This window comes from Bacillus ndiopicus (assembly GCF_000612805.1).
Classification (GTDB): Bacteria; Bacillota; Bacilli; order Bacillales_A; family Planococcaceae; genus Metasolibacillus; species Metasolibacillus ndiopicus.
Genome location: NZ_HG964407.1, coordinates 90,913 through 113,875 on the forward strand (window position 1 = coordinate 90,913; position 22,963 = coordinate 113,875).

The following is a 22,963-nucleotide window of genomic DNA, read 5'->3' on the forward strand; positions in this document are numbered from 1 at the left end:
TATTCTGAAGGGATTTTCATTATAAGAAATTGTCACCTTAACGAACTATGAATTTATTAATAGCCTCCTGTAAGCTACTAATCTCATTTGTTAAATCATTTGAAGAGTTTGTTACAAGCTGGATGGCATGTTGTTGTTCTTCTACAGATGCTGTGACCTCCTGCGTAACAACTGCGTTCTTCTCGCTAATATTTGCAATGCTCTCCATCGAAACTAACATTGTATTTTTAGAGTTATTTAGCTGACTCACGCTATTTGACATATCTTTGATGATAGCTGTAATATGCTCAACAGATTTTTCAATCGCTTCAAATGAGCCTTGCGTTGTGATGACAGATTCACGTTGCTTTTGTACAATAACTGCTGCCTTTTCCATCTCTTTTGTTACTAAATTCGTTTCTGTTTCAATTCCCTTTAGTGTACCTTGTACAGAAGCGGTTGCCTGCTGGGTTTGATCTGCTAATTTGCGTACCTCCTCCGCTACAACAGCAAAGCCCTTACCATGCTCTCCTGCTCTTGCAGCTTCAATTGAGGCGTTTAATGCTAATAAATTCGTTTGATCTGAAATTTCATTGATTGTTCCAACAATCCCTTCAACTTCATCCACTTTTTGTATTAAATTATTAAATACAGCTTGTACTTGCATCATTAGCTTATTCGAATCCTCAGAACTTTGCTGTAAATGCTGTAAGTTAGTTAACCCTCGCTCATTTGAATCATGCATTTGCACTGAGGCGGTTAATATTGATTCATTTTTCGCATGCAGCACGTCAATTTGAGCTGCAAATTCAGCCGTTGAACGATTTGTTTGCTCTGTATCTAGCGCTTGCTGAGTCGCACCATTAGCAACTTCTCCTACTGCATGGACGATATTTTCACCTAAAGCTGTGGTTTCCTCAGCAACAGCTGATAAGTTGCCAGAAGTTACTTGAATTTCAGATATCGTTTTCTCTACATTTGTAATAAGTGCTTTTAGCTGAACTACCATATTGTTAAAGCCGCTATTCAAACTTCCGATTTCATCCTGCCGATCTAGCTTATCAATTGTCACAGTTAAATTTCCATCAGCAATTTGACTTACCTTTTTTGACAAACGTATTAATGGAATTGCTAGATGACGCGAGAAAATAGTAGCGATAATACCACCTACAATACTCGAGAAAATGAGTGTTGCAACAATCACTTTTATTAAAGCGCTTACAGAAGAATTAAAATCCTGCATATAAGTTCCTGATGCGACAATCCAATCCCAATGAGGGTCTAACTTTGAATAAATTAATTTCGGCGCAACAACCGTTTCTCCTGGTAGCTCAAAATCATAATATGTAAACCCCCCACCAGCCAATGCCTGCTCTTTCACTTCCCGAATAAAATAATTCCCCGAGCTATCCTGACTTTCCCATAAATTATCCCCTTCACGTGTAGGATGTCCAAGCAATGTCCCGTCATGGCCTAAAATATAAACATACCCATTTCCCCCCAAATCAGCCGGATATGTAAGTGGTCGTTGCCCTTCTTCATTCATCCTACCAATTAGCTGTGATTTGACGCGTTCTTGTGCCTCTTGCAATGTGATAGTGCCTTGCTCTACCTCATAATTGGTCGATTCAATTAATTGCAAAGCCGTTTCTACGCTATTTTTAATTACCGTTTCCCCTAACTCGTCCATTCCTTGCTTCGCTGTCGTATAGCTGACAATGCTAATAATGAGGCTTGGTATAAAAAATATTAAAAATGAGAACACAAGCAATTTACCTTGTATGGATTTTAAAAAACGTGTCATTGTCATCATCCCCTCTATCCCTTTTTAATAATATATAACTAATATTATTACATAAATAGGGACTACAGGGAAGGAGGCCTAATGATAAGTTAAAAAGAGCTGAAATAATAAAAAACGTCCTAAAGATAAATACTTTTAGCGGTAAGATAAATACCAACTAGCGCATACAAAGTGAGTAGAGAAGCGCTAGTTGGTATTTACTTTTAAATCGAGTTCCCTAAAGCTTCAACTTCTTGTTAAATCGCTCCCGTATTTCTTCATCTATTCTATGTTCAATATTCATAACCGTCCCAGGGTAGCTTGTAATGAGCTGATTCAAACGATCGGCATTCTCTCCGTCCAATCCCGAAAGTGCCTCATCTACAACAAGAATTTCTTTATTGGACAGCATTGCACGCGCTACCTCTAATCGCTTCAGTTCCCCACCAGAAAGCTGATGGGCATCGCTGCCTAATTGAATTTGTAAGCCTTCTTCGTTCGCTAGACGGTTCAAACCTACTTTGTGCAAAACCTCATACAATCTTTCATCAGCTATATCATGACCAATCATTAAATTGTATTTTAATGTATTACGGAAAACAAATGGTTGTTGTTCAACAACTGCAAATGCCTCTGTTAAATTCCCATTTAAGCTACTACCATATTTGATTTCTCCAGACAATGTGTCCTGCTCGTTCATTATCGTTTTTAGCAATGTTGATTTACCAGATCCCGAAGCCCCCTCTATCAAAATACGATCACCTCGTTCTACTTGAAGGTTGATATTTTCTAAAATGGGCTTGTCTTCTTCAAATCCGATACTCACATTTCCCAAAGATATTAAATAATCATCGCTTGTAGTAAATGCCGGTTCTGCTGGCTGTACATGGGTAGGTTCTTCGTTGAGTACTTTTCTGAGTAAAGGTTCTGATGCCGTCATTGCATTATAAATATTCGCCAAGGAAATAAGTGGCGATACTACTCGGTCAGCAGCCATGTAGATGGTGATTAACATACCAGTAGATATTTCTCCATTGATAACCGACCATGCACCATATGATAATGATCCCATTGCAGAGACTACGTAAAGCGCTCCCACATAGAATGAAGATGTAGCTCTTCTAAAGTTCATGGAAAAATATTTATTTTGTTCTGTCGTTACTGCCCCTAACAATTGTTTGAACATTAGGTTTTTAGCGCCATAGCGTTTTACTAAATTCCTCGCATTCAAGCCATCTTCAAGTTGTCCAATATACTGATGATTTGCTTCTTGCCAATTCTCAGTTCCTTTTTGAAGCCAACGTGATGTCAACTTAGGGATAAGGGTAGGTAGAGTGCCAAGTAACACAAAAATCATACCCACTTTCCAGTTGATAAAAAGTAAAAATACTAGCGTAATACCACCTTGTAATATACTGTAGATAAAGTTCATTGTGCTATTGATGAAATCTTGTTCAATCTGTTTGATATCTGAAGTAATAGTCGAGATATACTGGCTAGCTGGAACTTTGCTATTCCCAGCATCATATGATTTTTTAAACATTTTGTCTTTCAAATCAATATTTATCTTACTTCTTAACTTACCAAAAACATAGTTATTCCATAATTGAGCCGCAACAATCAATAGCCACAAGACAAACCAGATAAATAGTAATAATGGTATTTGGTCGTATTCTTGATTGGTCATCACATCCGTAAATTTACCTAAAAAATATGGAAAAACAATCCCATCTAAAGATAGAACCATTAACAAGAGAAAACTGATAAATGCGAGTTTCCACTTCCCTCGAAATAAACTGATAACCAATTTAATCATTGCATTCCTCCTCGTAAATACCGCCTTCAGAGCGAGTACTAATTTTCTAAAACGTACTCCTTATTATTTACGAGGTTCTCTTGTTTACATGGAAGTATAGGTAATGAGCTGAAATTCAAATTATTCCATGTCAATTTATCTGTTAAATATTCTTTGTATAATTTGAAAACTTTGAGGATTCCTAGCCCCCCATTTCCATAGTCATCCGCATAAAATGATTGCTTGTCTCCTAAAAAACCAACTGCTCCATTATTATTGTGAAAATGTGTTGCAACATAATTTATTTTGTGTGTAAGCATATCCTCTAATTCTTCTTTAAAGTCGTTAGGGATATTAGGGAGTAATAAAATCCCCATAATAACTAATGCTAATCCAGCAGTTCCATAAGTCACTCCATAATTATAGAAATATGGCGATTTTAAAGATAGAACTAATTTCTTCAACAAAGCCCAGTCAGGCTCTCCATTAGCATGATAATGATGAAGTAAAACTAAAATTGATCCTGCACTACCTGAAAAAACATAAGGAGACCTAATGTTCGGCCATTCCTGAACACTATAAGACAGCCCCGAGAAAATTTCGTCATGTTCAACCGTCTGTAAATCTTCAACAATATTTTTGTGTGCAATATCCCAATTATAAGTATTTGCCTCTGCAAGTATTAGCGAAAATGCTAAACCTATGTTGCCATACTCCAATCCTTGATATTTACTAATCGGCCACGTTGTGCTCTCCAAATGTTGTTTGACTATATCAATCCATTTACTAAGGTCTGGATAATTGCTATATTGATTAATTAGCTTTAGGCTAACAAAAATGCCAGATAATCCATTGGCAAAGTCTAAATTCCCAAAATTATATATACCTAAATCTTTTATTAAATTAAAAAAGAAATGATTATTTTCCATAGGTACGCCAGCCTGAGAAAGATAAAGAGTAAAACCAGCTTTACCAAAGACTAATCCGTCATTTAGTTTACTTATATTTTCGTCTTTTAACGCGTACTCTTGCAGTATATGAGCTATGTCTAGCAATTGACGATCATCTATGATGTTAAATTCTCGCAAACATAAAGAAACACCAGGCAATCCATAGACTAAAGACAATCTATTACGATAATAGTCAGAAGTAGCAAACTTAAATACGTTATTTACATTATCTGCAAGTAAGTTAGAGTAATATCTTAATAGTACTTTTTCAATATTTTCAATGCGTGCAAGAAGATCTTGCTTTTGCTGTAAGCTATTTTTATTTAAAGCGGGTACTTCTTCATCAGTAAATAAAAGTTCTTTAAATTTTGCACTAACATCACTAGTTAAATTCCCTTTTAATATATGATTCATTAACATCATGCCAGCATTAAACAAGCCTTTTGTACCTTTAGGGAGTTTGTATAAGATAGCACTATATTCTTTTTCATAATAATTTTCATCAAAGGAATATCCTTTATTCCTACTTATTACAGAGTATAAAATAAGTTGTGAAAACATGTATAAATCTTTATCTTCACTTTTAATACCTTTTGGCATTCTATACATAAATCTATCAGTACCCATACCATACCATTCATTATTCTGAATATCTGAAATTCCTTCCGCATCAATTAAGGCAACTTTATTGTCAGTTGTTATAAAAAAATTGTCATCAGAAATGTCATTAAAAACAAGATTATTTGAATGTAATTGCAATATGAAATCGAAAATCTGATTAAAAATATCCTTAAGGGATTTTATGAAATCTGCTTTTTCTTCTTCAGATTTTTCTGGCTTTAAAATTGGGCCTTCAGTTATAAATTCTTTTAGAGATTTACCTTCAAGCTTCTCCACTATAATAAATACAGAATCTTCCTCATAAAAGTAATCTATTGCTTTTGGTAATAAGATATTATACTTACCATTGTTTTCAGTAAAGAATTGAAACTCATTCATCCTAGCTTTTTGGGCTCTATACAAAGGTTCTTTTATAGAAGGGATTCCCCCCAATCTCCCTTCTTTAATGATAATCTTCTCATTATTTATATCATTATACCCTTCGTAAACATTTCCAGAGGCACAATGTCTTAGTATTTTATTGATTGAAAATGTGTAATTAGTTAAATGACCTTTTACTGGAACCTCTTGAACGACCTCATCGCTCAATGCTTTATTCTCAAAAGGATCTTTGATACCTGAAGGAAGAGTGAAATAGCCCTTTCTAACATCTTCCTTTAGTTCTGCGAACCCGTTCATTATATTATAGCTTCTCTCATTTTCATTAGAGGTTTCATATTTAGGAAAGGCAGCTCCATATCTATAATAAATAAAACTACTATCTTTATATCGTTGATCTGAGGGAACCTGTACTCCTGTTTCACAACTAATTTCTGAATAAATTTTCTCAATTAATTCTATAAACTCTGCTTTATCCGATGGGTAAATAGTTATGTATTTACCGAATTGGCTAATGCTCGTGTTTTTACTAGATAAAAATGTGAAGGACCTCATATCCGGAACATATTTAAAAGAAATTCTTCTATTTTGAAGAATTTTACATACTTCATTTAATACTAACGGATATTTATCTAATGTAGGAGAAAGATGTATTTTCCATCCCTGAAAATGTTGTGCATTATCAAATATAATATATCTAAAAGGAGACGCGTCACTAACAGTCATATTTTTCTCAAATTTTAAATTAGCTTTAAAATAAAAATTATTTAAGTCTACCTTTGCATATTTTGTTTCAAATTCATGCATAAATTCTTTCATACTAACTTACCTCCTGGTCCTATAAAGTAAATAAATGAACGATTTTTATTGTTTTTAATAAAAACCGTTCATTTATGGATGTAAAGCAATGATTGACACATAATTATCTATTCAATTACTATTGTATGACAGTTTCCACCTGTACAGCTATTACTAGCACCAGAGTTAGCAGCAACTTTTTGTTTACTATCTGAGACTTCTAAACGCTCTAATAACTCACGTAATTTCATATTATTCACCTCCTATTTGAATATATTTTTACTGTATCTCAGAATTTACATAAATTTCTATCCAATTACTATTGTATGACAGTTCCCACCTGTACAGCTATTACTAGCACTAGAGTAAGCAGCAACTTTTTGTTTACTATCTGAGACTTCTAAACGCTCTAATAGTTCACGTAATTTCATATTATCCACCTCCCATTTGAATATATTTCTATTAAATAGAATAATTTACATAAATTTTTATTCAATTACTATTGTATGACAGTTCCCACTAGTGCAGCTATTACTAGCACCAGAGTTAGCGGCAACTTTTTGTTTACTATCTGAGACTTCTAAACGCTCTAATAGTTCACGTAATTTCATATTATTCACCTCCTATTCGAATATATTTCTACTGTATATCATAATTTACATAAACTTCTATTGAATTACTATTGTATGACAATTCCCGCCTGTGCAGCTATTACTAGCACCAGAGTTAGCAGCAACTTTTTGTTTACTATCTGAGACTTCTAAACGCTCTAATAGTTCACGTAATTTCATATTATTCACCCCCCTCTGAATATATTTCCATTATATCTCATTATTTCAACAAAATCAAATAATTCTGTAAATTTTTAATAATTAGATAATTATTGGTTTAAAGTAATATAAAATGGAATTATTTTGTGAATAGGCAAATTTCCTCTGTTTTTTAGAGTATCTTTTTCTAAGGTATAAAACTCAAATGGTTCTAGTTTTAATTTTTCAGAGAATAAAACTTTTTTTCTAAATAGCAAACACTTCAACAAAATAGCCCCTTCTGTGATTATCCATCACAGAAGGGGCTCAGAGTCCAGTTTTTTAATATATCAAAAAAGCAAACATTTATTAAAGCGCACTAGCATACTTTCAGACATTCCCTAATTACAATTTGAATTTCTCAATCTCATTAACAACTTCTTTTGAAGTAGAATCAAGCTTGTCTACTACATCATTTAATTTTTCAACCATATCTACTTGAATGTCTATTGATTTTGCTACTTCTTGCGTTTGCGTTGTTGTATTTGTTACAAGTTGGTTCATATCTTCAGCAGAGGCTAATATTTCCTCTGAGCTTGCTGACATTTGTTCTATAACCGCCGAGTTTTCTTGAATATTGTTATTTACCCTTATAACTGATTGTAAAATATTTTCTAGATTTTCGCCGATTGCAGTAACGGCTAAACTTCCTTCTTTTACATCTTCTGTGCTTACAGCCATTTCACTTAATGCACGTTCCGCAATTTCTAAGAAGCTTTGTAGGTGTTGGTGAATGTCATCTGCTGAAGTGCGGGACATCTCTGCTAGTTTACGCACCTCATCAGCTACAACAGCAAAGCCTTTTCCTGCTTCTCCTGCTCGTGCAGCCTCAATTGCTGCATTTAATGCTAGTAAATTCGTTTGATCTGCAATACTTGTAATAACAGTAATCATTTCTTCAATGGAGTGGAATCGCTCTCCCATTTCTCGTACTTGTTCAGACGTCTTAACTACCGAAGCTTCCACATTCTGAATTTGCTGTACAACCTGCTTTGAGTTTGTAGTGCTCTTTTCAACTAACTCCGTCATATCGTTTGAGGATTCTGCAATATCACTTGTCGTATCGGCTAATCTTTGAATACCTATGGCCATTTCACTCATCGCTTGCATTACTTCATCATTACTAATTTGCTGTTTGCCGCTACTTTCTGCAATTTGGGTTAGACTAGTGGCGATTGTATTATTTGAGTTATTTACATGATGCGCTGTCGCATTAATATCCTCAACGACTTGCTCTAAGCTATGTGTTTTCGTATGAATTGTTTCAAACGTTGTAGAAAGCTGCTTTAAAGCGCTCGTAAAATCTTTTACGAATAAAGAAATTTCATTACCATTCGTTATATCTATATTAGATGCAGCTTCATTGGCATCTTTAATGTTTCCTTCAGCTAAATATGTTGCCGACTCCTGCAAGGATTTTAAAGGTCGTAGTGATTTATTAATATAATAGTAAAGTATGGCTAAGCCAAAAATTGCAATTAGGCTAAATATAATAACAACAGTAGGTATAACCTCCTTTGAAATTAGGCTACTCACTATATCAACATACTCTGCAGCAATATCAATTCCTAAATAAATCACTACCTCACCGTTTGCATCTTTGACTGGAATTGTTCCTGAAATAAATTGGCCAAACTCGCTTTCTATTACATCTGTATAATGATAATCTTCCTTCAGAGCTTGTATAAGATCTGCATTTGATGTAGCACTTGATTCGCTACCAATAGTGGCTGCATTTTCAAGATCGTCAACTGGCATTCCATCGACTAAAAAAACAGCCTGCCCCTCTTCTCCATTTGTAGGAGGTACAAATGTGTATGCATACAATACGCCATTTTTTTCACGCAGCTCATTTAATTGCTCACGTAGTTTCCAGTATAATTCACTCTCGTCAGGCGAATTTACTAACTGCTTATAGCCATCAATATCCAGATATTTCGCTATATTTTGCGCTATTGTTACGTTGTGCTCCCCTATTGTTGCTTCCACAGACTTTTTCGTATTATAAATCATCATAAAAACATTAGATGCTATTAATACAATAAATACCGCAATCGTAATTGCTACAATACGGCTCGCTAATCTATTCTTTTGTCGCATAAATAGTCTCCTTTCTCATTTTTGATAGTTAATGAATATTGTGACTTACTTCGACTTAATTCTCAAGGGAGAAAAGTTTCTTCAACCACATTATAATGTAAAAAAGACACTGCGGAATTTTTCATTCAACAGTGTCTCTAATTAATATTGATTTATTCCCCTAAATCCGCATTATGATATACGCGTTGAACATCTTCTAAATCTTCAAGTGCATCAATCATTTTTTCGAATTTTGCTAAATCGTCGCCTGTTAATGCTACCTCTGTCATTGGAAGCATCGTTAATTCCGCTACTGCAAATTCTTCAATACCAGCGGCTTTAAATGCTTCTTGCGTTGCATGGAATTGATCCGGCTCTGTATAAACGATAATTGTACCTTCTTCATCTAAAATGTCACGTGCATCTAAGTCCGCTTCCATTAAGATTTCTAGCACTTCGTCTTCTGTTTTGCCCTCAACACCGAATACTGCTGTACTTTGGAACATGTGGGCAGCCGAGCCACTCACGCCCATATTACCGCCATTTTTACCAAATGCTGCGCGCACCTCGGAAGCAGTACGATTCACATTGTTTGTTAGTGCATCAACAATAACCATTGTACCACCTACACCAAAGCCTTCGTAGCGTAACTCATCGAATTGCTCATCGCCACCGCCTTTTGCTTTGTCGATTGCTTTTTCAATAATATGCTTTGGTACTGAGTATGTTTTTGCACGCTCTAATACTGTTTTTAAAGCACGGTTTGACTCCGGGTTTGGTTCACCAGATTTTGCAGCTACATAAATTTCACGACCAAATTTCGCATAAATTCGGCTATTCGCTGCGTCTTTCCCTGCTTTTTTGTCCTTAATGTTATTCCATTTACGCCCCATCGGATTCACTCTCTTTCAGCTATATATAAATTTCATGAAATAATGTTTTAACTTAACTATTATACATAAAAATCAATGAAATTTAAATTATCAAATACGCTCCAGCTAACTCTATTCCAGATTTTTTTCAGGCTGAGTGGGAGTGACATCCAGCGAATCATTATAACTCTTTAGCGTTAAATGTGTCCCCCTGCTGCAATGTGCCACTTTTATAACCCTTTGTAAACCACCGCATACGCTGCTCGCTTGTGCCATGTGTGAAGCTTTCAGGCACTACATAACCACGCGCCTGCATTTGTAATGTATCATCACCAATCGCTTGTGCAGCTGTTAATGCCTCCTCAAAGTCGCCTTCCTCTAAATAGCCTTTGTTTTGTATATAATGCGCCCATACTCCTGCTAAATAATCAGCCTGTAACTCAAGACGTTTCACCTGCTCATTATACTCCGCCTCTGGCACTTTGCCATTTAATGCATGGACTTTTTGCGAAGTGCCTAATAAGGTTTGTACATGATGCCCTACCTCATGTGCAACAACATAAGCCATCGCAAAGTCACCAGGTGCTTTAAAGCGATTTTTTAATTCACCATAAAAGCTTAAATCAATATATAATTTATGATCTGCTGGGCAATAAAATGGACCAACTGCTGCACTTTGAAGACCACAGCTTGAACTTACGCTCTCTGTAAATAACACGAGTGTTGGATTTTTGTAAGCCATACCATTGTCTTCAAAAACTTGCCCCCAGACATCCTCTGTATCCGCTAAGACAATTGACACGAACTCTGCTAGCTCTTCCTCTTCACGGCTTGGCGTATATTCCTCCGTCATTTGACCATTTTGAGTAATGCTTTGCGTCACCGTATTTAACACATCGCCCGCGTCTCCACCGCTAATTAATGTATAAATAATAGCAATAATAATCCCAATACCACCTAAGCCACCGCCAATTTTCCCAGCACTCATGCCACGGCGGTCTTCAACATTACTGCTTTTACGTCTTCCTTTCACGTCCATATAATGTCCCTCCGATTTATCTTTTTCTATATTCGTACCCGTTTTACAAGTAAGCTACTCATGATATCGTACAATTAATAAAGAAGTTTACCTTTGGGTAAAACACAAACAACTACTTCCTCGTATAATTAGTAAATCATATAGAAAAGAGTTGCTACTATGGAACAAGCTTTCTGTGCAACAATGGAAAACTGCAGCGAATATTTGCTAAGAATATCGTATTTGTATGTAAAGAATTGACTGATAACCAGCTAATACATTTTTCAATAGCTAACGTTGAGGATGTATCTAGTGAAACACTTTATAATTGGACAGTCTCACAAGGTCAAGGCGAAGATAAACTTTTCGTTATAAAAATTCCATAAGAAAATCGAGGCTTGGACAAAAGAAAAAAATGTTAAACCGAAATAAAATCGGTCTAACATTTTTTTGATTTAGAAAGGAATATTTAACTTGATGAAGAGGAAAAATTATTATCCATTTTCGCTTTTTTCAAAAAAATAAGTTCTGTCCCATCCTCATTTTTTATCTGCTAAAACCTTCTCCAACAAAGCCTCACAGCCCTCAAAGCAAAGGTCATATGTTTCTTGAAAATCCCCTGTATACCACGGATCTGGTATATCTTTTTGATGTGGTGTTATATCTAAAAAGCGGAAAATTTTCGTATCATCAGGCTGATTAAGCATTTCACGGATATTATCCACGTTGCTTGCATCCATCCCTACAATATAATCAAATTCTATAAAGTCGCTACTTTTTAGTTGGCGGCACAGCATGCCCGCTGTCGAAATACTATACTCACCTAGCTTCGCTTGCGTTCCTTTATGTGGCAGTTCTCCGACATGCCAGTTGCTTGTTCCAGCAGAGTCTACTTTTATTTCCCGACTTAGCCCACGCTTCTCTATTAAATCACGCATAACAGCCTCAGCCATAGGAGACCTGCAAATATTACCTAAACATACAAATAATATACGCATACAAATGACCACCTTTAACTTGATTCAGCAATTTCTTTTTGTATCAAAAGCGAAGCGACAGGTACAGATACAGAAGTCCCCAATTCTATAAGTGGCAGGAGGAATACAGGAAAAGTAACTAGATCAGAGGGAGTACCAAATTTCCTGCTCCTGCGGTTACTCGTCGCAGAAAAACATGTGCTCCTGCGGTTACTCGTCGCAGAAAAACATGTGCTCCCACGGTTACTCATCGCAAAAAGTATTGCTGATTCAAGTTAAGCCTCCGGCGGATGTCACAGATCTGGAAGGGGAGTTTTCGAGCGAGCTCGAAAAAATCTGGACGCAATTACGCCAAGGCGTAATTGATTTATGACCTAGCTCCCTTCAAAATTTATGAGATACGCTAAATTAAGATAATTTTGATTCTAACTCTTCTGTTAAACGAAGAAGCTCTTGCTCTAAAAACTTTGTTGCTTCATCGCGTGCTTCTTTACCGCTTTCTACTGTAAAAGGCTTTCCATAAATTAGATGGCCCTTTTGACGTTTAAATACCTCACCAACAATACGTGGACCGATATAAGCAGCAGGTACAATTTGCGTCTTTGCTAGCTGCGCAATGGTTACAGCCCCCTGCTTCAAATCATTATTTTCCGTTGAGCGCGTACCGCTTGGGAAAATACCTACAATTTTGCCTTCCTTAATAAGTTGACGTGGAATTTTAATAACACTTGGCCCCGGGTTATCACGATCTACAGGAAACGCATTTAATCTATCAATTAACCAGCCAAGACCTTTTATTTCAAACAGCTGCTTTTTCGCCATAAAATGAATTTCACGTGGGTAAATCGATACACCTAGATTAATAATATCGATATAACCTGTATGTGTACATGCAACGACAAAGCCACCTTCCTTTGGTAAATTTTCTTCACCATAAACCTTTGCCTTTGCGCCATTTATTTTTAAAATTACTTTACAAATATTTGCTGCTAATTTATACACATCATTGCCCTACCTTATTTTTTAATACCTTTATTTTAATCAAAAAGATGCGCATTTTCAATTAAGCATACTGCTTTGCGATGTCTTGCACTAAATTTTCTAGCCAACTATCAAGCTTTGAAAACTCAAAGCCTGCTTCTGTGGCTTTATCATTTTTCATATACCATGACTTAGGAACAGCGTACGGGGAGCGGATTTCATCATCGCCTAAAAGTGCAATTTTCGCTTTTTTACCAGTCGCCTTCTCTACTAAATCCATTAATCCTTGCAATGTAATAGCGCCTGTTGCTGTTGCATTAAATGGCCCTTCGACCGCTGTTTGTCCAGCCCATAATAAAAATCGTGCCGCTTCTTCTGCATGTATAAATGACATTTCTGCATCCATATCTACAAAGCCAATTGGTTCTTCTTGTGCCACACGCTTTACGTGGAAATGTAATCGTTCTGTATAATCATCTACTCCCATAACAATAGGGAAGCGCACTGCTACAACTGGAAATTCGGCATACTCAAAAAATACGGCCTCCGCCTGACGCTTTCCTTCTCCATAAGTAAAATCCTCTGTATCTCCCATACGAATCGCATAGTTATATGGATCAAAATCTTCTTCCACTTTTACAGCACCGTCAATTTCATATGTTGATAAAGTTGATGTAAAAACAAGCTTGCCAATTTTCCCGTTAAACACATCACAAAATGCTTTTGCTTCATTTGGAGAATAGCAAATATTATCGTATACAATATCAAATGTACGATTTTCCATTAGTGACTGCAAATCATTTTTCTTTGTGCGATCAACAACTATATGTTCGACATTATCTCCGAATGGATTGCCCGTTTTCCCTCGCGTTGCAATTGTCACTTGATGTCCTTCAGCTAATAATAGCTCTACTAATTTACGACCGAAAAATCTTGTTCCACCTAATACTAAAATGCGCTTCATACAAATCTCCCCTTTTTGTTATACTTCTCCCACTAAAATATCTACATCTATCGTAATTTGTGGTAGCTCTACTGTTTCTATATTTTTAATATGCCAGCCCATCGGTGTCATTTGCAATAATTTTGCTACAAGCTTTGTATTAAGTGGAACCGTGTAAGTAATGCGTTGCACATCTACTTTATTGAAGCTTTCCTTAAATCGTTCCACGGTCTGTGCATTGGAGTAGTTTTCCTTGTCTGAATCAGCAAATGCCTGGACACGTAACTCCTTTAAATAGCCTTCTTGTGGCACCACTTTGATTACTTTTCCGTTCGGCTTAAGCAAGCGCTTAAATTCTTCATAGTTTGCTGGGGATAAAATATTTAAAATGGTAGAAAAGCTCTCTGACTGAAACGGACTATTCGCCAAATCACCAACACACCATATTTTCTCACTATAAAACTTTGCAGCTGCTAAAATACCCTCTTTAGCAATATCGATGCCAACACCTACTGCATTTGGTAGTTGCGCGCAAATTCGAGCTAAATGCGAGCCTTCACCACAGCCTGTATCTAAAATAACTTGATTACTTGATAAAAAACTAACGATTGTTTGCTGCAATGGGTCATACAGACCGCTAGTAATAACTTCTTGGCGTGCCTCAAATAATTCCTTGCTATACATTGATGCCACAGGCTTTGTCATAAAATTCATATAGCCTTGCTTCGCCATATCAAATGAATGTTTATTAGTACAGCTCATCGTTCCCGTATCAGTCAGTTGCATTTCATTCTGACAAAACGGGCAAGAAAACATAGTAATATGTTGTTGAGTATACCGAATACTTACTTCCCTTTTAGATAATTGTCCCATCTTACTCCCCTTTCCATTCCCAAGAGCCAAACGCTTTATCTTGATTAAGCAAGCGCTATTTGTATTATCTATTGTACAGGAATTATAACTAGATGCTTGAAAAAACACTTTTAAAGAAGTGCCTACGTACTCCTTTAAAAGTGTTTTGAATTTAAGCCAATTGCTTTGTTAATTGCTGGGTATTGTTGCTATCATTTAATACATCGTAAGCCGCCTGTACGTTCTCAGACGATAATTGCGCCTCATGCCCACCAAATTGAGCAATCCAACCTTTTAAATCCTTTGTCTTAAACACATCCACTTTGTCAGAATTAAGCTCAATCTTTTGGAAAGAACACTCATTTGTAAAAATAACTATTGCCTTAAATGCTTCTTCTTGTATCGTTGGCAGTAAATCGCGTAATTTATATATATTACGTTGTGCTAAATGGATTGGGTTAGGGAAAGATTTTTTTCTATCCTTATATAAGAGCTGCGACCATTCTACATCTTGCTCACGGCCAGCAATCCATCCTTTTTTCTGTTCAATATTAACTATATAAATTCCTGAGGAATGCATAATAATAGCATCTACTGGCTTCTCATTTGGAAGGAGCTGAACATCGAATAAAATATCATACTTTTCTTTTGTCGCCTTTAATTCCTCTGTCAGCTTATACAATGATCGAACCCTGCTATTATTTAACACCTCGAAAATCGAATACGATGTCGCTTTGCTAAATAAAGAATCATCATATTTATAAACAACAAGCATTACTATACCTATTAATAAGAAAACAACTAGCAGCATCCACATCATTTGGCGTGTCACCTCATACATCAATCGTTTATTACTGTTATTGTAACAAACTTACAACCTCTTGACTACGCACTATTAGAACTATAACGGCCAAATTATTTTTTCTCTATTATTATGCTACCTAGCTCTGTTTTTAAATTAATAAGATTTTCCCCTGTACCATAAACTGTTCGCTTGCCACGCTCGCCATAAATTGAGATTTTTCCCAGCTCTGACTTTGCTTCAATAGTAGCATTGTCGATCGTTTCCTTTGTAAATACCTCTATTTTACCTACACTTGTTTTTAATTTTAATGGCTTCGTGATGCTTTCAACGTCCATAATGATTTTTCCTGCCTCTGTACGCGCATCAATCTCACCTTTAATATTGATTAAGTCAACGCGCCCCGCCTCAGACTTCACATCCCAACTCTCTGCCGTACAATCTTCAATTACTACTTTTCCTGCTTCACTTTTAACAATCGCTGTTGTTGCATGGACAGATTGTAGCTCTGCCTTACCAACACTTGATTTGACATATAAATCACTTACTAGTACTTTTTTCAACTTGGCCTTACCGACAGATGTATGACATTTAATGTCCTTTGCTTGTAGTCCTTCAATAACAGAGCCACCTACTTCATTTTCAATAACAATGCTTTGATAAAGCTTTTCTGGCACATAAATCATGGCAGTTGCTTCAGTGTTGAAATTGAAATTAATATTTAAACCGAAAATTTTAAATGTACTTTCTGGTCGCTCAATTTTGACTGTCAGCGTATCATTAGCGATTGTCACATCCGTTGTGAATTGCTCTCCTTTGCTTTTTAATTCTGTATAAAATTTACCTGTTTGAGACGGTAATAATTGAACAGAAGCGAGCTCACTATCAATTTTAATATGGTTGAACTCATCTTCCTTCACAATATTCGATGTTTGTACGAATTCTTGCTCTGAATAAGCTTTCAATAATTCTGCTGCTAATTCATCTATATCACCTAATGAAGCAATCATTTCCTCTACTGATTTACCTTCTGCCTGGCCGCTTGCAAAATACTCCTTGAAATCACGAATAATATCTTGGCGCTCACTGTCATTTAACTTTACTAATGCTTGCTCCAGTTTACTTAAAAATTGTTGTTCCATCATTATTGTTCCCCCTTATTTACTAAATCGTTTACCGCTTGATAAAATTGCTGCCATTCCATTTTTTGTGTATCTAGCTGTTCCTTGCCTGTGTCTGTTAACTGATAATATTTCCTTGCAGGTCCTTCTGTCGATTCCACCATATATGTTGTAAAACAACCCTCTGCAGTTAATCTGCGGAGTAATGGATATACCGCCCCTTCAGAAATATCAATTTTACTAGAAATCGCCTGCACCAGCTCGTAGCCATACATATCACGCTTTTCTAGCAATGCAAGTACACATAAATTCAGTACACCCTTTTTAAACTGTGGATTCATTTTGCTCCCCCCTCCACTACTATTTATTAATTAGTAGTATAGCATCCACTATTGTTTAATGCAAGGTACTAATCCAAAAATAATAGAGCTACTTTAAAAGTAGCTCTATTTGGCTTGTCTCAACGACTTTATGCTTTTTTGGAAAATCCATAACAATATAATGCTTGCAAAGGCAATACTTGCAGATAAATAGTACGTCTTTCCACTAGCAACTGTCAGTAGCCATGTAAAGAATAGTGGCCCGATAATACGCCCTAGGCTATCCATTGAATAAATAACTCCCGCCGCTGTACCGTACAAACCACCTGATTCTTTTGAAGCAAGCGATGTATTCAAAGTACGTGCAAGAGCATTTCCTGCTGTAAATACGCAAAGTGCTGCTCCAGCAAACATAAGACTATTCGTAAAAGGTAACATAAATAGTCCAATTGCTGTGATGATTTGCGCAGCCATTAGCCATTTTGGCTCCTGCCCATCCTTCACTTTACGAACAACCATTCCTTGAATGAAAAAGTCAACAAAGCCACTAAATAAAAAGAGTGAGCCAATTTGCGCTGACGTAATTTGAATTGCATCCATTTGGAACAGCTGTAGTGTAGATTCAATGCCTGCTAATAAAAATGTAACGAGAAATGAAAATATAAATAAGTAGCGAATGCGATAGCTAAAAAGCTGTCCAGCAGCCATTGGGATAATAGCACGTCCCTCTGTTTTACGGTAAGTGTCTGGCTCCTTCAGTACTGCTAATGCATAGAAAAATAACGCAAAGATTAAAATTGCTGAAACAGTAAATGGTGCTCTTAGACTTATTTCACCGAGTAAGCCGCCAATTGCTGGGCCAAAAATAAACCCTAAGCCGATTGACATCCCCATAAAGCCCATATATTTATTGCGATTCTCCTCTGTAGAAATATCGCCAATAAAACCTGTTACTGCTGTATATAGAGCACCTGAAAATAATCCTCCAACAATGCGTGAAGCATAAAGCATTGGCAATGAGTGGATAAATACTGAAACTAACATAAAGCTTGCGCTAAAGCCAAGCAAACCTACTAATATTAATTTTTTTCTCCCTACTTTATCAGATAGGCGCCCCCACAAAGGTGCTGTAAAGAAGCTTGCTAGTGAATAGATGGTCAACAAGCCTCCCACATGCATTGGGTGAAAATCTTGCTTCACAACGACCTCAGGTAAAACAGGGATGATTAAACCGAATCCCACATAAACGAAAAATTGGACAGATACAAGCAAAAGAATAGCCTTGTTCATTATGCTTTCTCCCTCATTTAATTCAAATTATTTTCAACAAATTGAACAAGTTTTTCATAGTCCTTTAAACGACGATTACAATTATCTGCGTCATCACAAATATACTGACTATATGATTTATAAGCATCAGCCTGTCCTTTTACTTTTGCTGTAAAAAGATGGACATTTGAATGCTCATTACAAATTGCACAAACACCTTTCGTATTTGTATTGCCAATCGTTCCTCGTAAGCCCGTGAAATTGCCCTCTCGCTCAATAACAATATATTGGCGATGTGTGCCTGAATCTTGCCATGATAAGTAGCTAATGCCCTTCCAGTCGATTTCACTTAGTTTTGGTATTTTTAGTTTCTTATCTTTTTTAAATAACTTTTCAATACCTTTTTCAGAAATTGCTTTAAACGGAATTGTATACGCCTGTAAGTTTTCGACAAATAATGTTACATCTAAGCGATCCTCTACAGTTTCAACAGCCCTTAACAGCGTTTCTTGATTTTCTGCAAGTGGTAGCTTCTCTCTCAATGTTGTTAAAGCAAGTTCCCTCACTGTTGATAGTATATTAGCATCTTTTGATGAGGCTTTTGCATTTACTATTTTCACTAATTGCTGTTCGATTAAACGAACTTCTGCAACAGTTAAAAATGGTGTCATCATTATAACACTTCCTTTATTTTTAAATCTTATTATCGCAGTAACATTAACTATATATTTTAACACGCTCTGTACTATTATATAATAATATTAGCTTACTCAAAGTGAGGTTTTTTACATGCAACCAAAGACAATCGACATTCCCGCATACGTTGAAGCTGGCAATATTATTTGTCCTAAGCTAACCATTACGTATCAACAAGCATTTATTATGGGAATTTATACAGACCAAGCTAAAATTCAATATGTATTAAAAGCATTCATTAAACAGCCAAATAGTTATATACATTTGAAGGACGACAATCTTTATGAACGTCTAACAGTGAGAGAGCATGTTGCCTTCTACAGAAAGCTATTCAACTCATCTGAAACAGTTGAAGCATTATTACAGCTTATTAACTTATTTGACTGTCAAAATATTAAAATAAATCAGCTTTCAAAAAGTAATCGCCAATTACTCCACTATTTAAAGCTTTATTTAACGCCTGCTTCCATTATTATAGTTGAAGAACCATTACAAAATATGGAGGAATTTCCCAAATATATAACAGTACAATTATTTGAAAAAATGTCTCAAAAGATGATTTTGTTACTCTCAAATAATTTAGAGGATTTACTTATTTCTTGTCATGAAACAAACCGCTTAGATGCACAGGGCTTGCGATTATTAGATGTGGCAGGACAAGAAACAGCAACAAATGATACAGCAACATTTTCTCCAATGAAAATTGAAAAAATTCCAACAAAGAAAAATGACAAGATTATTTTATTTAACCCGCCTGAAATTGATTATATAGAAAGTGTCGAAGGTGATGTTTCAATTTATGTAGCTGGTGAAGCATATCCTTGCTCACTAACCTTAACAGAACTTGAGCAGCGTCTTATACCACTTGGCTTTTTCCGTTGTCATCGTTCTTACATAGTCAATTTACAAAAGGTACGAGAAATTATTACATGGACTAAAAATAGCTATAGCCTATCCATCCATACCACAAATAAAACAACAGTGCCTTTATCTAAAAATAAACTTGCCTCATTAAAAGAGCTTATCGGAATTTAGCGAATTTCCGGGGAAATAATTTGCTCCATTCAACCATTCTATTTCTCTTATTACCCTTATTTCCCCTCTTTTCGCCATAAATCTAATGTAAGCTTCTTTTTTTTGCATTACATTAAAGACATCACGAATACGGAGGGGAAATACAATATGACAACAATTATTGATGTTCGTCACTTAAAAAAAGCATTTCAACAATCAAATGCTTTAGCAGATGTTACATTTTCTATTCAAAAAGGAGAAATTTTTGGTTTCCTTGGCCCAAGCGGCTCTGGTAAAACAACTACTATAAAAATATTAACTGCGCAGCTTCATAAAGATGCAGGCGAAGCATTTGTTTTTGATATGCCTGTTAGCGCAATGCAGGATAGCAAAAACAGGGAAAAATTCGGAATTTTAACAGATAATAGTGGTCTTTATTCTCGCTTATCTATTGAAGAAAACTTGGCACTTTATTGCAAACTTTATAATGTACCTAATACAGCTATTAAAGAAGCACTTGAATTTGTCAATTTATATGGAGAAAGAAAGAAAAAAGTAAGTATGCTATCGAAAGGTATGACACAGCGTGTTTTATTAGCAAGAGCTATTTTGCATAAGCCTGACTTACTATTTTTAGATGAGCCAACCTCTGCACTTGACCCTGTTAATACAGCACATATTTACAAAGGATTGCGCGCTTTAAATGAGCTTGGCACAACAATCTTTTTAACAACCCACGATATGCAAGAAGCTGACACACTATGTCACCGTGTAGCCTTTTTAAATAAAGGGACAATTCAAGCCATTGGTACACCTAAACAATTAAAGGAACAATATAGTGAGCAAACAATCACTGTCGAATTGAAGGATGGCTCATCTCAAGTTATTAAAAACGATGCACAAAATGCACAGTCTTTACATGATTGGATGGCAAATAATCAAATTTCTCGAATCTTTTCCAACGAACCAACTTTAGGCGATATTTTTATGAAAATTACAGGGAGTGATTTACAATGATGAATATTTCAATTGCACGTATTCAAGCTATTTTTATGAAGGATTATAAAGAGTTTTCTCGCAACTACGCTATTTCTGTAATGGTATTTATTCCAATTATTATGGCTTTTTTATATCGCGATATGGAGTTTGATGCAGCTCAAAAAATGCTATTTCCACTAGCTATCACTTTTGGGATGGTGACAGCCTTTGTGCAAGCTGCTCTTATTGCAGAGGAGAAGGAGCGTAATACATTGCGTAGTTTATTGCTGTCTCCTGCTTCCCTTGCTGATATTTTAATTGGCAAAAGTGCATTAGTTTCAACGATATCAGTTATCATTATTGCTCTATGCTGTTACGCAGTAAACTATACACCTTCTGCTACAATGATAATTGCAATTATTTTATCTATAGTATTCTATGCTGCTTTAGGAACGATTTGTGGCTTATTTGCTAAATCAACGATGGAAACAACGTTCACAGTACTACCAGTAGTAATAATCTTCCCATTTGGCCCATTTATTTCAATGTTTGCAGAACGCTTTTCAGTACTTAAAATTGCTAAATGGCTTCCAAGCTCTCAATTAGCTGACCTAGCTCAAGGGGATAGTTTAGTTCCAATGATCGGCATTGTATTATGGACAATCGCCGCTTGGGTTGCTGCAATTATCTTGTGCAAAAAACGTATGGTTGATTAATTGAAACTTTTTCTTGGCGCCATCGTATAATAACTAGGCTAGCAATTTTTAAAGTATAAGGAGAAATTTTTGTTGAATCATCATTGAACAAGGATCATTTTATTTTTCATGTATTTCATTGCAATTTCAGATGCATACTATTCTTCTCTATTGTTAATGGAATCAAAATCACCACCGCAGCATCAATCTGTACAAACATCCACTCAGTTTGCTACAGCTATTGCCAATATGCGGTGACAACGATAACGATCGTAAGCAACGAACTATGAAGAAAACGAAATTAATAACACTATTTTACATTATCAATAATGTCACAAAATCGAATGTACTGGATTTTACTTTTCTTAATAAATTACACTCACGGTTGTACGTTTTACGCTTGTAGTGAATTTAAGCTTAGTTAATTAAAAAACGCATGGAATCAAAGCAAAAAATTATGATTTCATGCGTTTATTCATTTGAGCCTCGTTTTACTCACAATACTATTTTCTTTAATTGTTGCAATTCAGTTATTTCATATGTAGGTTCGTAATTTTCTACACCCTGTTTTCCTTGTTGATTGAACCAGCATGTGTCGATACCTGCATGAATACCTCCCACTATATCTGCCGAGAAGGAATCACCAATAATAAGTGCTGCCTCGGTATTGAAATTTGGAATGCGGTCAAATACATAATCAAAATAGCCCTTCATCGGCTTTTGATAGCCTGTATCCTCTGATACAAATACATTTTTAAAGAGCGGTGCTAGTCCTGTTATTTGCAATCGTTTATATTGCGTTGTAGACACACCATTTGTTACTAAGTATAAATCAAATTTATGTGCAAGCTGGTTTACTAACTCCCATGCACCTGGAACAAACACTTTGCTTTCGGCTAAATAATTACGGTACTTCTCATCAAATTGCTCACCGTCTACCTCTTGTCCAAATGCTTCAAATAGTTTAGCAAAGCGTGTCGTGATAACTTCATCACGTGTAATTTCACCATGCTCAAACCTTGTCCATAAGCCAGCGTTAATTTGACGATATTTTACCTCTACATCTTCTGTTAAAGGAATTCCTTGCTCCTCAAATAAGCGATGAAGCGCCATATCCTCTGCCGCTCCAAAATCTAATAAAGTATCGTCTAAATCAAATAATAAATGCTGGTACTTTTTCATCTGCCATCACTTCTTTCTTATTATGCTACCTTTTACTATAGCAAAATATTG

General features: G+C 35.8%; 23 protein-coding genes. 3 read left to right on the forward strand and 20 right to left on the reverse strand.

Going from position 1 to position 22,963, the window contains the following annotated elements; genetic code table 11:
• Positions 1–37 precede the first annotated feature (37 nt).
• From TY13_RS13830 to TY13_RS13900, 19 genes are all read right to left on the reverse strand, one after another.
• Positions 38–1,783 carry a methyl-accepting chemotaxis protein gene (locus tag TY13_RS13830; protein WP_042477145.1) on the reverse strand — a complete coding sequence of 582 codons (1,746 nt, stop codon included), beginning with the start codon at positions 1,781–1,783 and terminating at the stop codon, positions 38–40.
• 217 nt (positions 1,784–2,000) lie between these two features.
• Positions 2,001–3,578, reverse strand: a complete 1,578-nt coding sequence (locus TY13_RS13835) for an ATP-binding cassette domain-containing protein (protein ID WP_042477148.1) — start codon at positions 3,576–3,578, stop codon at positions 2,001–2,003.
• A 38-nt stretch (positions 3,579–3,616) separates the two neighbouring features.
• A complete protein-coding gene (locus TY13_RS13840; RefSeq protein WP_042477151.1) occupies positions 3,617–6,325 on the reverse strand; it encodes a class III lanthionine synthetase LanKC N-terminal domain-containing protein in 2,709 nt (902 codons plus the stop codon).
• Positions 6,326–6,432: 107 nt separating this feature from the next.
• The gene (locus tag TY13_RS21140; protein WP_268258009.1) at positions 6,433–6,555 is read right to left on the reverse strand and encodes a hypothetical protein; all 123 of its coding nucleotides are present in this window, start codon (positions 6,553–6,555) and stop codon (positions 6,433–6,435) included.
• Positions 6,556–6,612: 57 nt separating this feature from the next.
• A complete protein-coding gene (locus TY13_RS21145) occupies positions 6,613–6,735 on the reverse strand; it encodes a hypothetical protein (RefSeq protein WP_268258010.1) in 123 nt (40 codons plus the stop codon).
• 57 nt (positions 6,736–6,792) lie between these two features.
• A complete protein-coding gene (locus TY13_RS21150; protein WP_268258011.1) occupies positions 6,793–6,915 on the reverse strand; it encodes a hypothetical protein in 123 nt (40 codons plus the stop codon).
• 57 nt (positions 6,916–6,972) lie between these two features.
• Entirely contained in the window at positions 6,973–7,095 is a 123-nt protein-coding gene (locus TY13_RS21155) for a hypothetical protein (RefSeq protein WP_268258012.1), read from the reverse strand.
• Positions 7,096–7,458: 363 nt separating this feature from the next.
• Positions 7,459–9,213, reverse strand: a complete 1,755-nt coding sequence (locus TY13_RS13845; RefSeq protein ID WP_042477153.1) for a methyl-accepting chemotaxis protein — start codon at positions 9,211–9,213, stop codon at positions 7,459–7,461.
• Positions 9,214–9,365: 152 nt separating this feature from the next.
• The gene (locus tag TY13_RS13850; RefSeq protein ID WP_042477156.1) at positions 9,366–10,085 is read right to left on the reverse strand and encodes a YebC/PmpR family DNA-binding transcriptional regulator; all 720 of its coding nucleotides are present in this window, start codon (positions 10,083–10,085) and stop codon (positions 9,366–9,368) included.
• 160 nt (positions 10,086–10,245) lie between these two features.
• Entirely contained in the window at positions 10,246–11,103 is an 858-nt protein-coding gene (gene ypfJ / locus TY13_RS13855) for a KPN_02809 family neutral zinc metallopeptidase (protein WP_042477159.1), read from the reverse strand.
• A 518-nt stretch (positions 11,104–11,621) separates the two neighbouring features.
• On the reverse strand, positions 11,622–12,080 hold the full coding sequence (locus TY13_RS13860; RefSeq protein ID WP_042477162.1) for a low molecular weight protein-tyrosine-phosphatase: 459 nt from the start codon (positions 12,078–12,080) through the stop codon (positions 11,622–11,624).
• 387 nt (positions 12,081–12,467) lie between these two features.
• Entirely contained in the window at positions 12,468–13,061 is a 594-nt protein-coding gene (locus tag TY13_RS13865; RefSeq protein WP_042477164.1) for a lysophospholipid acyltransferase family protein, read from the reverse strand.
• Positions 13,062–13,122: 61 nt separating this feature from the next.
• On the reverse strand, positions 13,123–14,004 hold the full coding sequence (locus TY13_RS13870; RefSeq protein ID WP_042477167.1) for an NAD-dependent epimerase/dehydratase family protein: 882 nt from the start codon (positions 14,002–14,004) through the stop codon (positions 13,123–13,125).
• Between the two features lie 18 nt (positions 14,005–14,022).
• Complete coding sequence (locus TY13_RS13875) at positions 14,023–14,856, reverse strand: putative RNA methyltransferase (RefSeq protein ID WP_042477169.1); 834 nt, start codon at positions 14,854–14,856, stop codon at positions 14,023–14,025.
• A 151-nt stretch (positions 14,857–15,007) separates the two neighbouring features.
• Positions 15,008–15,655: a nuclease-related domain-containing protein gene (locus TY13_RS13880; protein ID WP_052344341.1), complete on the reverse strand. Its 648-nt coding sequence runs from the start codon at positions 15,653–15,655 to the stop codon at positions 15,008–15,010.
• Between the two features lie 95 nt (positions 15,656–15,750).
• Positions 15,751–16,782 carry a DUF4097 family beta strand repeat-containing protein gene (locus TY13_RS13885; protein ID WP_042477172.1) on the reverse strand — a complete coding sequence of 344 codons (1,032 nt, stop codon included), beginning with the start codon at positions 16,780–16,782 and terminating at the stop codon, positions 15,751–15,753.
• Positions 16,782–17,099, reverse strand: coding sequence for a PadR family transcriptional regulator (locus TY13_RS13890; RefSeq protein WP_042477175.1), 318 nt, complete (start codon positions 17,097–17,099; stop codon positions 16,782–16,784). Before TY13_RS13890 ends, TY13_RS13885 begins: the two co-directional genes overlap by 1 nt.
• A gap of 105 nt (positions 17,100–17,204) precedes the next feature.
• Positions 17,205–18,368: an MFS transporter gene (locus tag TY13_RS13895; RefSeq protein ID WP_042477178.1), complete on the reverse strand. Its 1,164-nt coding sequence runs from the start codon at positions 18,366–18,368 to the stop codon at positions 17,205–17,207.
• Positions 18,369–18,385: 17 nt separating this feature from the next.
• Positions 18,386–19,021, reverse strand: coding sequence for a FusB/FusC family EF-G-binding protein (locus TY13_RS13900; RefSeq protein ID WP_042477185.1), 636 nt, complete (start codon positions 19,019–19,021; stop codon positions 18,386–18,388).
• A 115-nt stretch (positions 19,022–19,136) separates the two neighbouring features.
• Here TY13_RS13900 and TY13_RS13905 point away from each other — a divergent pair, with 115 nt between their 5' ends.
• The 3 genes from TY13_RS13905 to TY13_RS13915 all read left to right on the forward strand — a co-directional run bounded on the left by TY13_RS13905 (position 19,137) and on the right by TY13_RS13915 (position 21,751).
• Positions 19,137–20,078, forward strand: coding sequence for a LytTR family transcriptional regulator DNA-binding domain-containing protein (locus TY13_RS13905; protein ID WP_042477187.1), 942 nt, complete (start codon positions 19,137–19,139; stop codon positions 20,076–20,078).
• 147 nt (positions 20,079–20,225) lie between these two features.
• Positions 20,226–21,074 carry an ABC transporter ATP-binding protein gene (locus TY13_RS13910; protein ID WP_042477190.1) on the forward strand — a complete coding sequence of 283 codons (849 nt, stop codon included), beginning with the start codon at positions 20,226–20,228 and terminating at the stop codon, positions 21,072–21,074.
• On the forward strand, positions 21,071–21,751 hold the full coding sequence (locus tag TY13_RS13915; protein WP_230199445.1) for an ABC transporter permease: 681 nt from the start codon (positions 21,071–21,073) through the stop codon (positions 21,749–21,751). Before TY13_RS13910 ends, TY13_RS13915 begins: the two co-directional genes overlap by 4 nt.
• Positions 21,752–22,225: 474 nt before the next feature.
• Here TY13_RS13915 and TY13_RS13920 read toward each other — a convergent pair whose 3' ends face one another.
• Positions 22,226–22,912, reverse strand: a complete 687-nt coding sequence (locus TY13_RS13920; RefSeq protein ID WP_042477195.1) for a YjjG family noncanonical pyrimidine nucleotidase — start codon at positions 22,910–22,912, stop codon at positions 22,226–22,228.
• Positions 22,913–22,963: the final 51 nt, after the last annotated feature.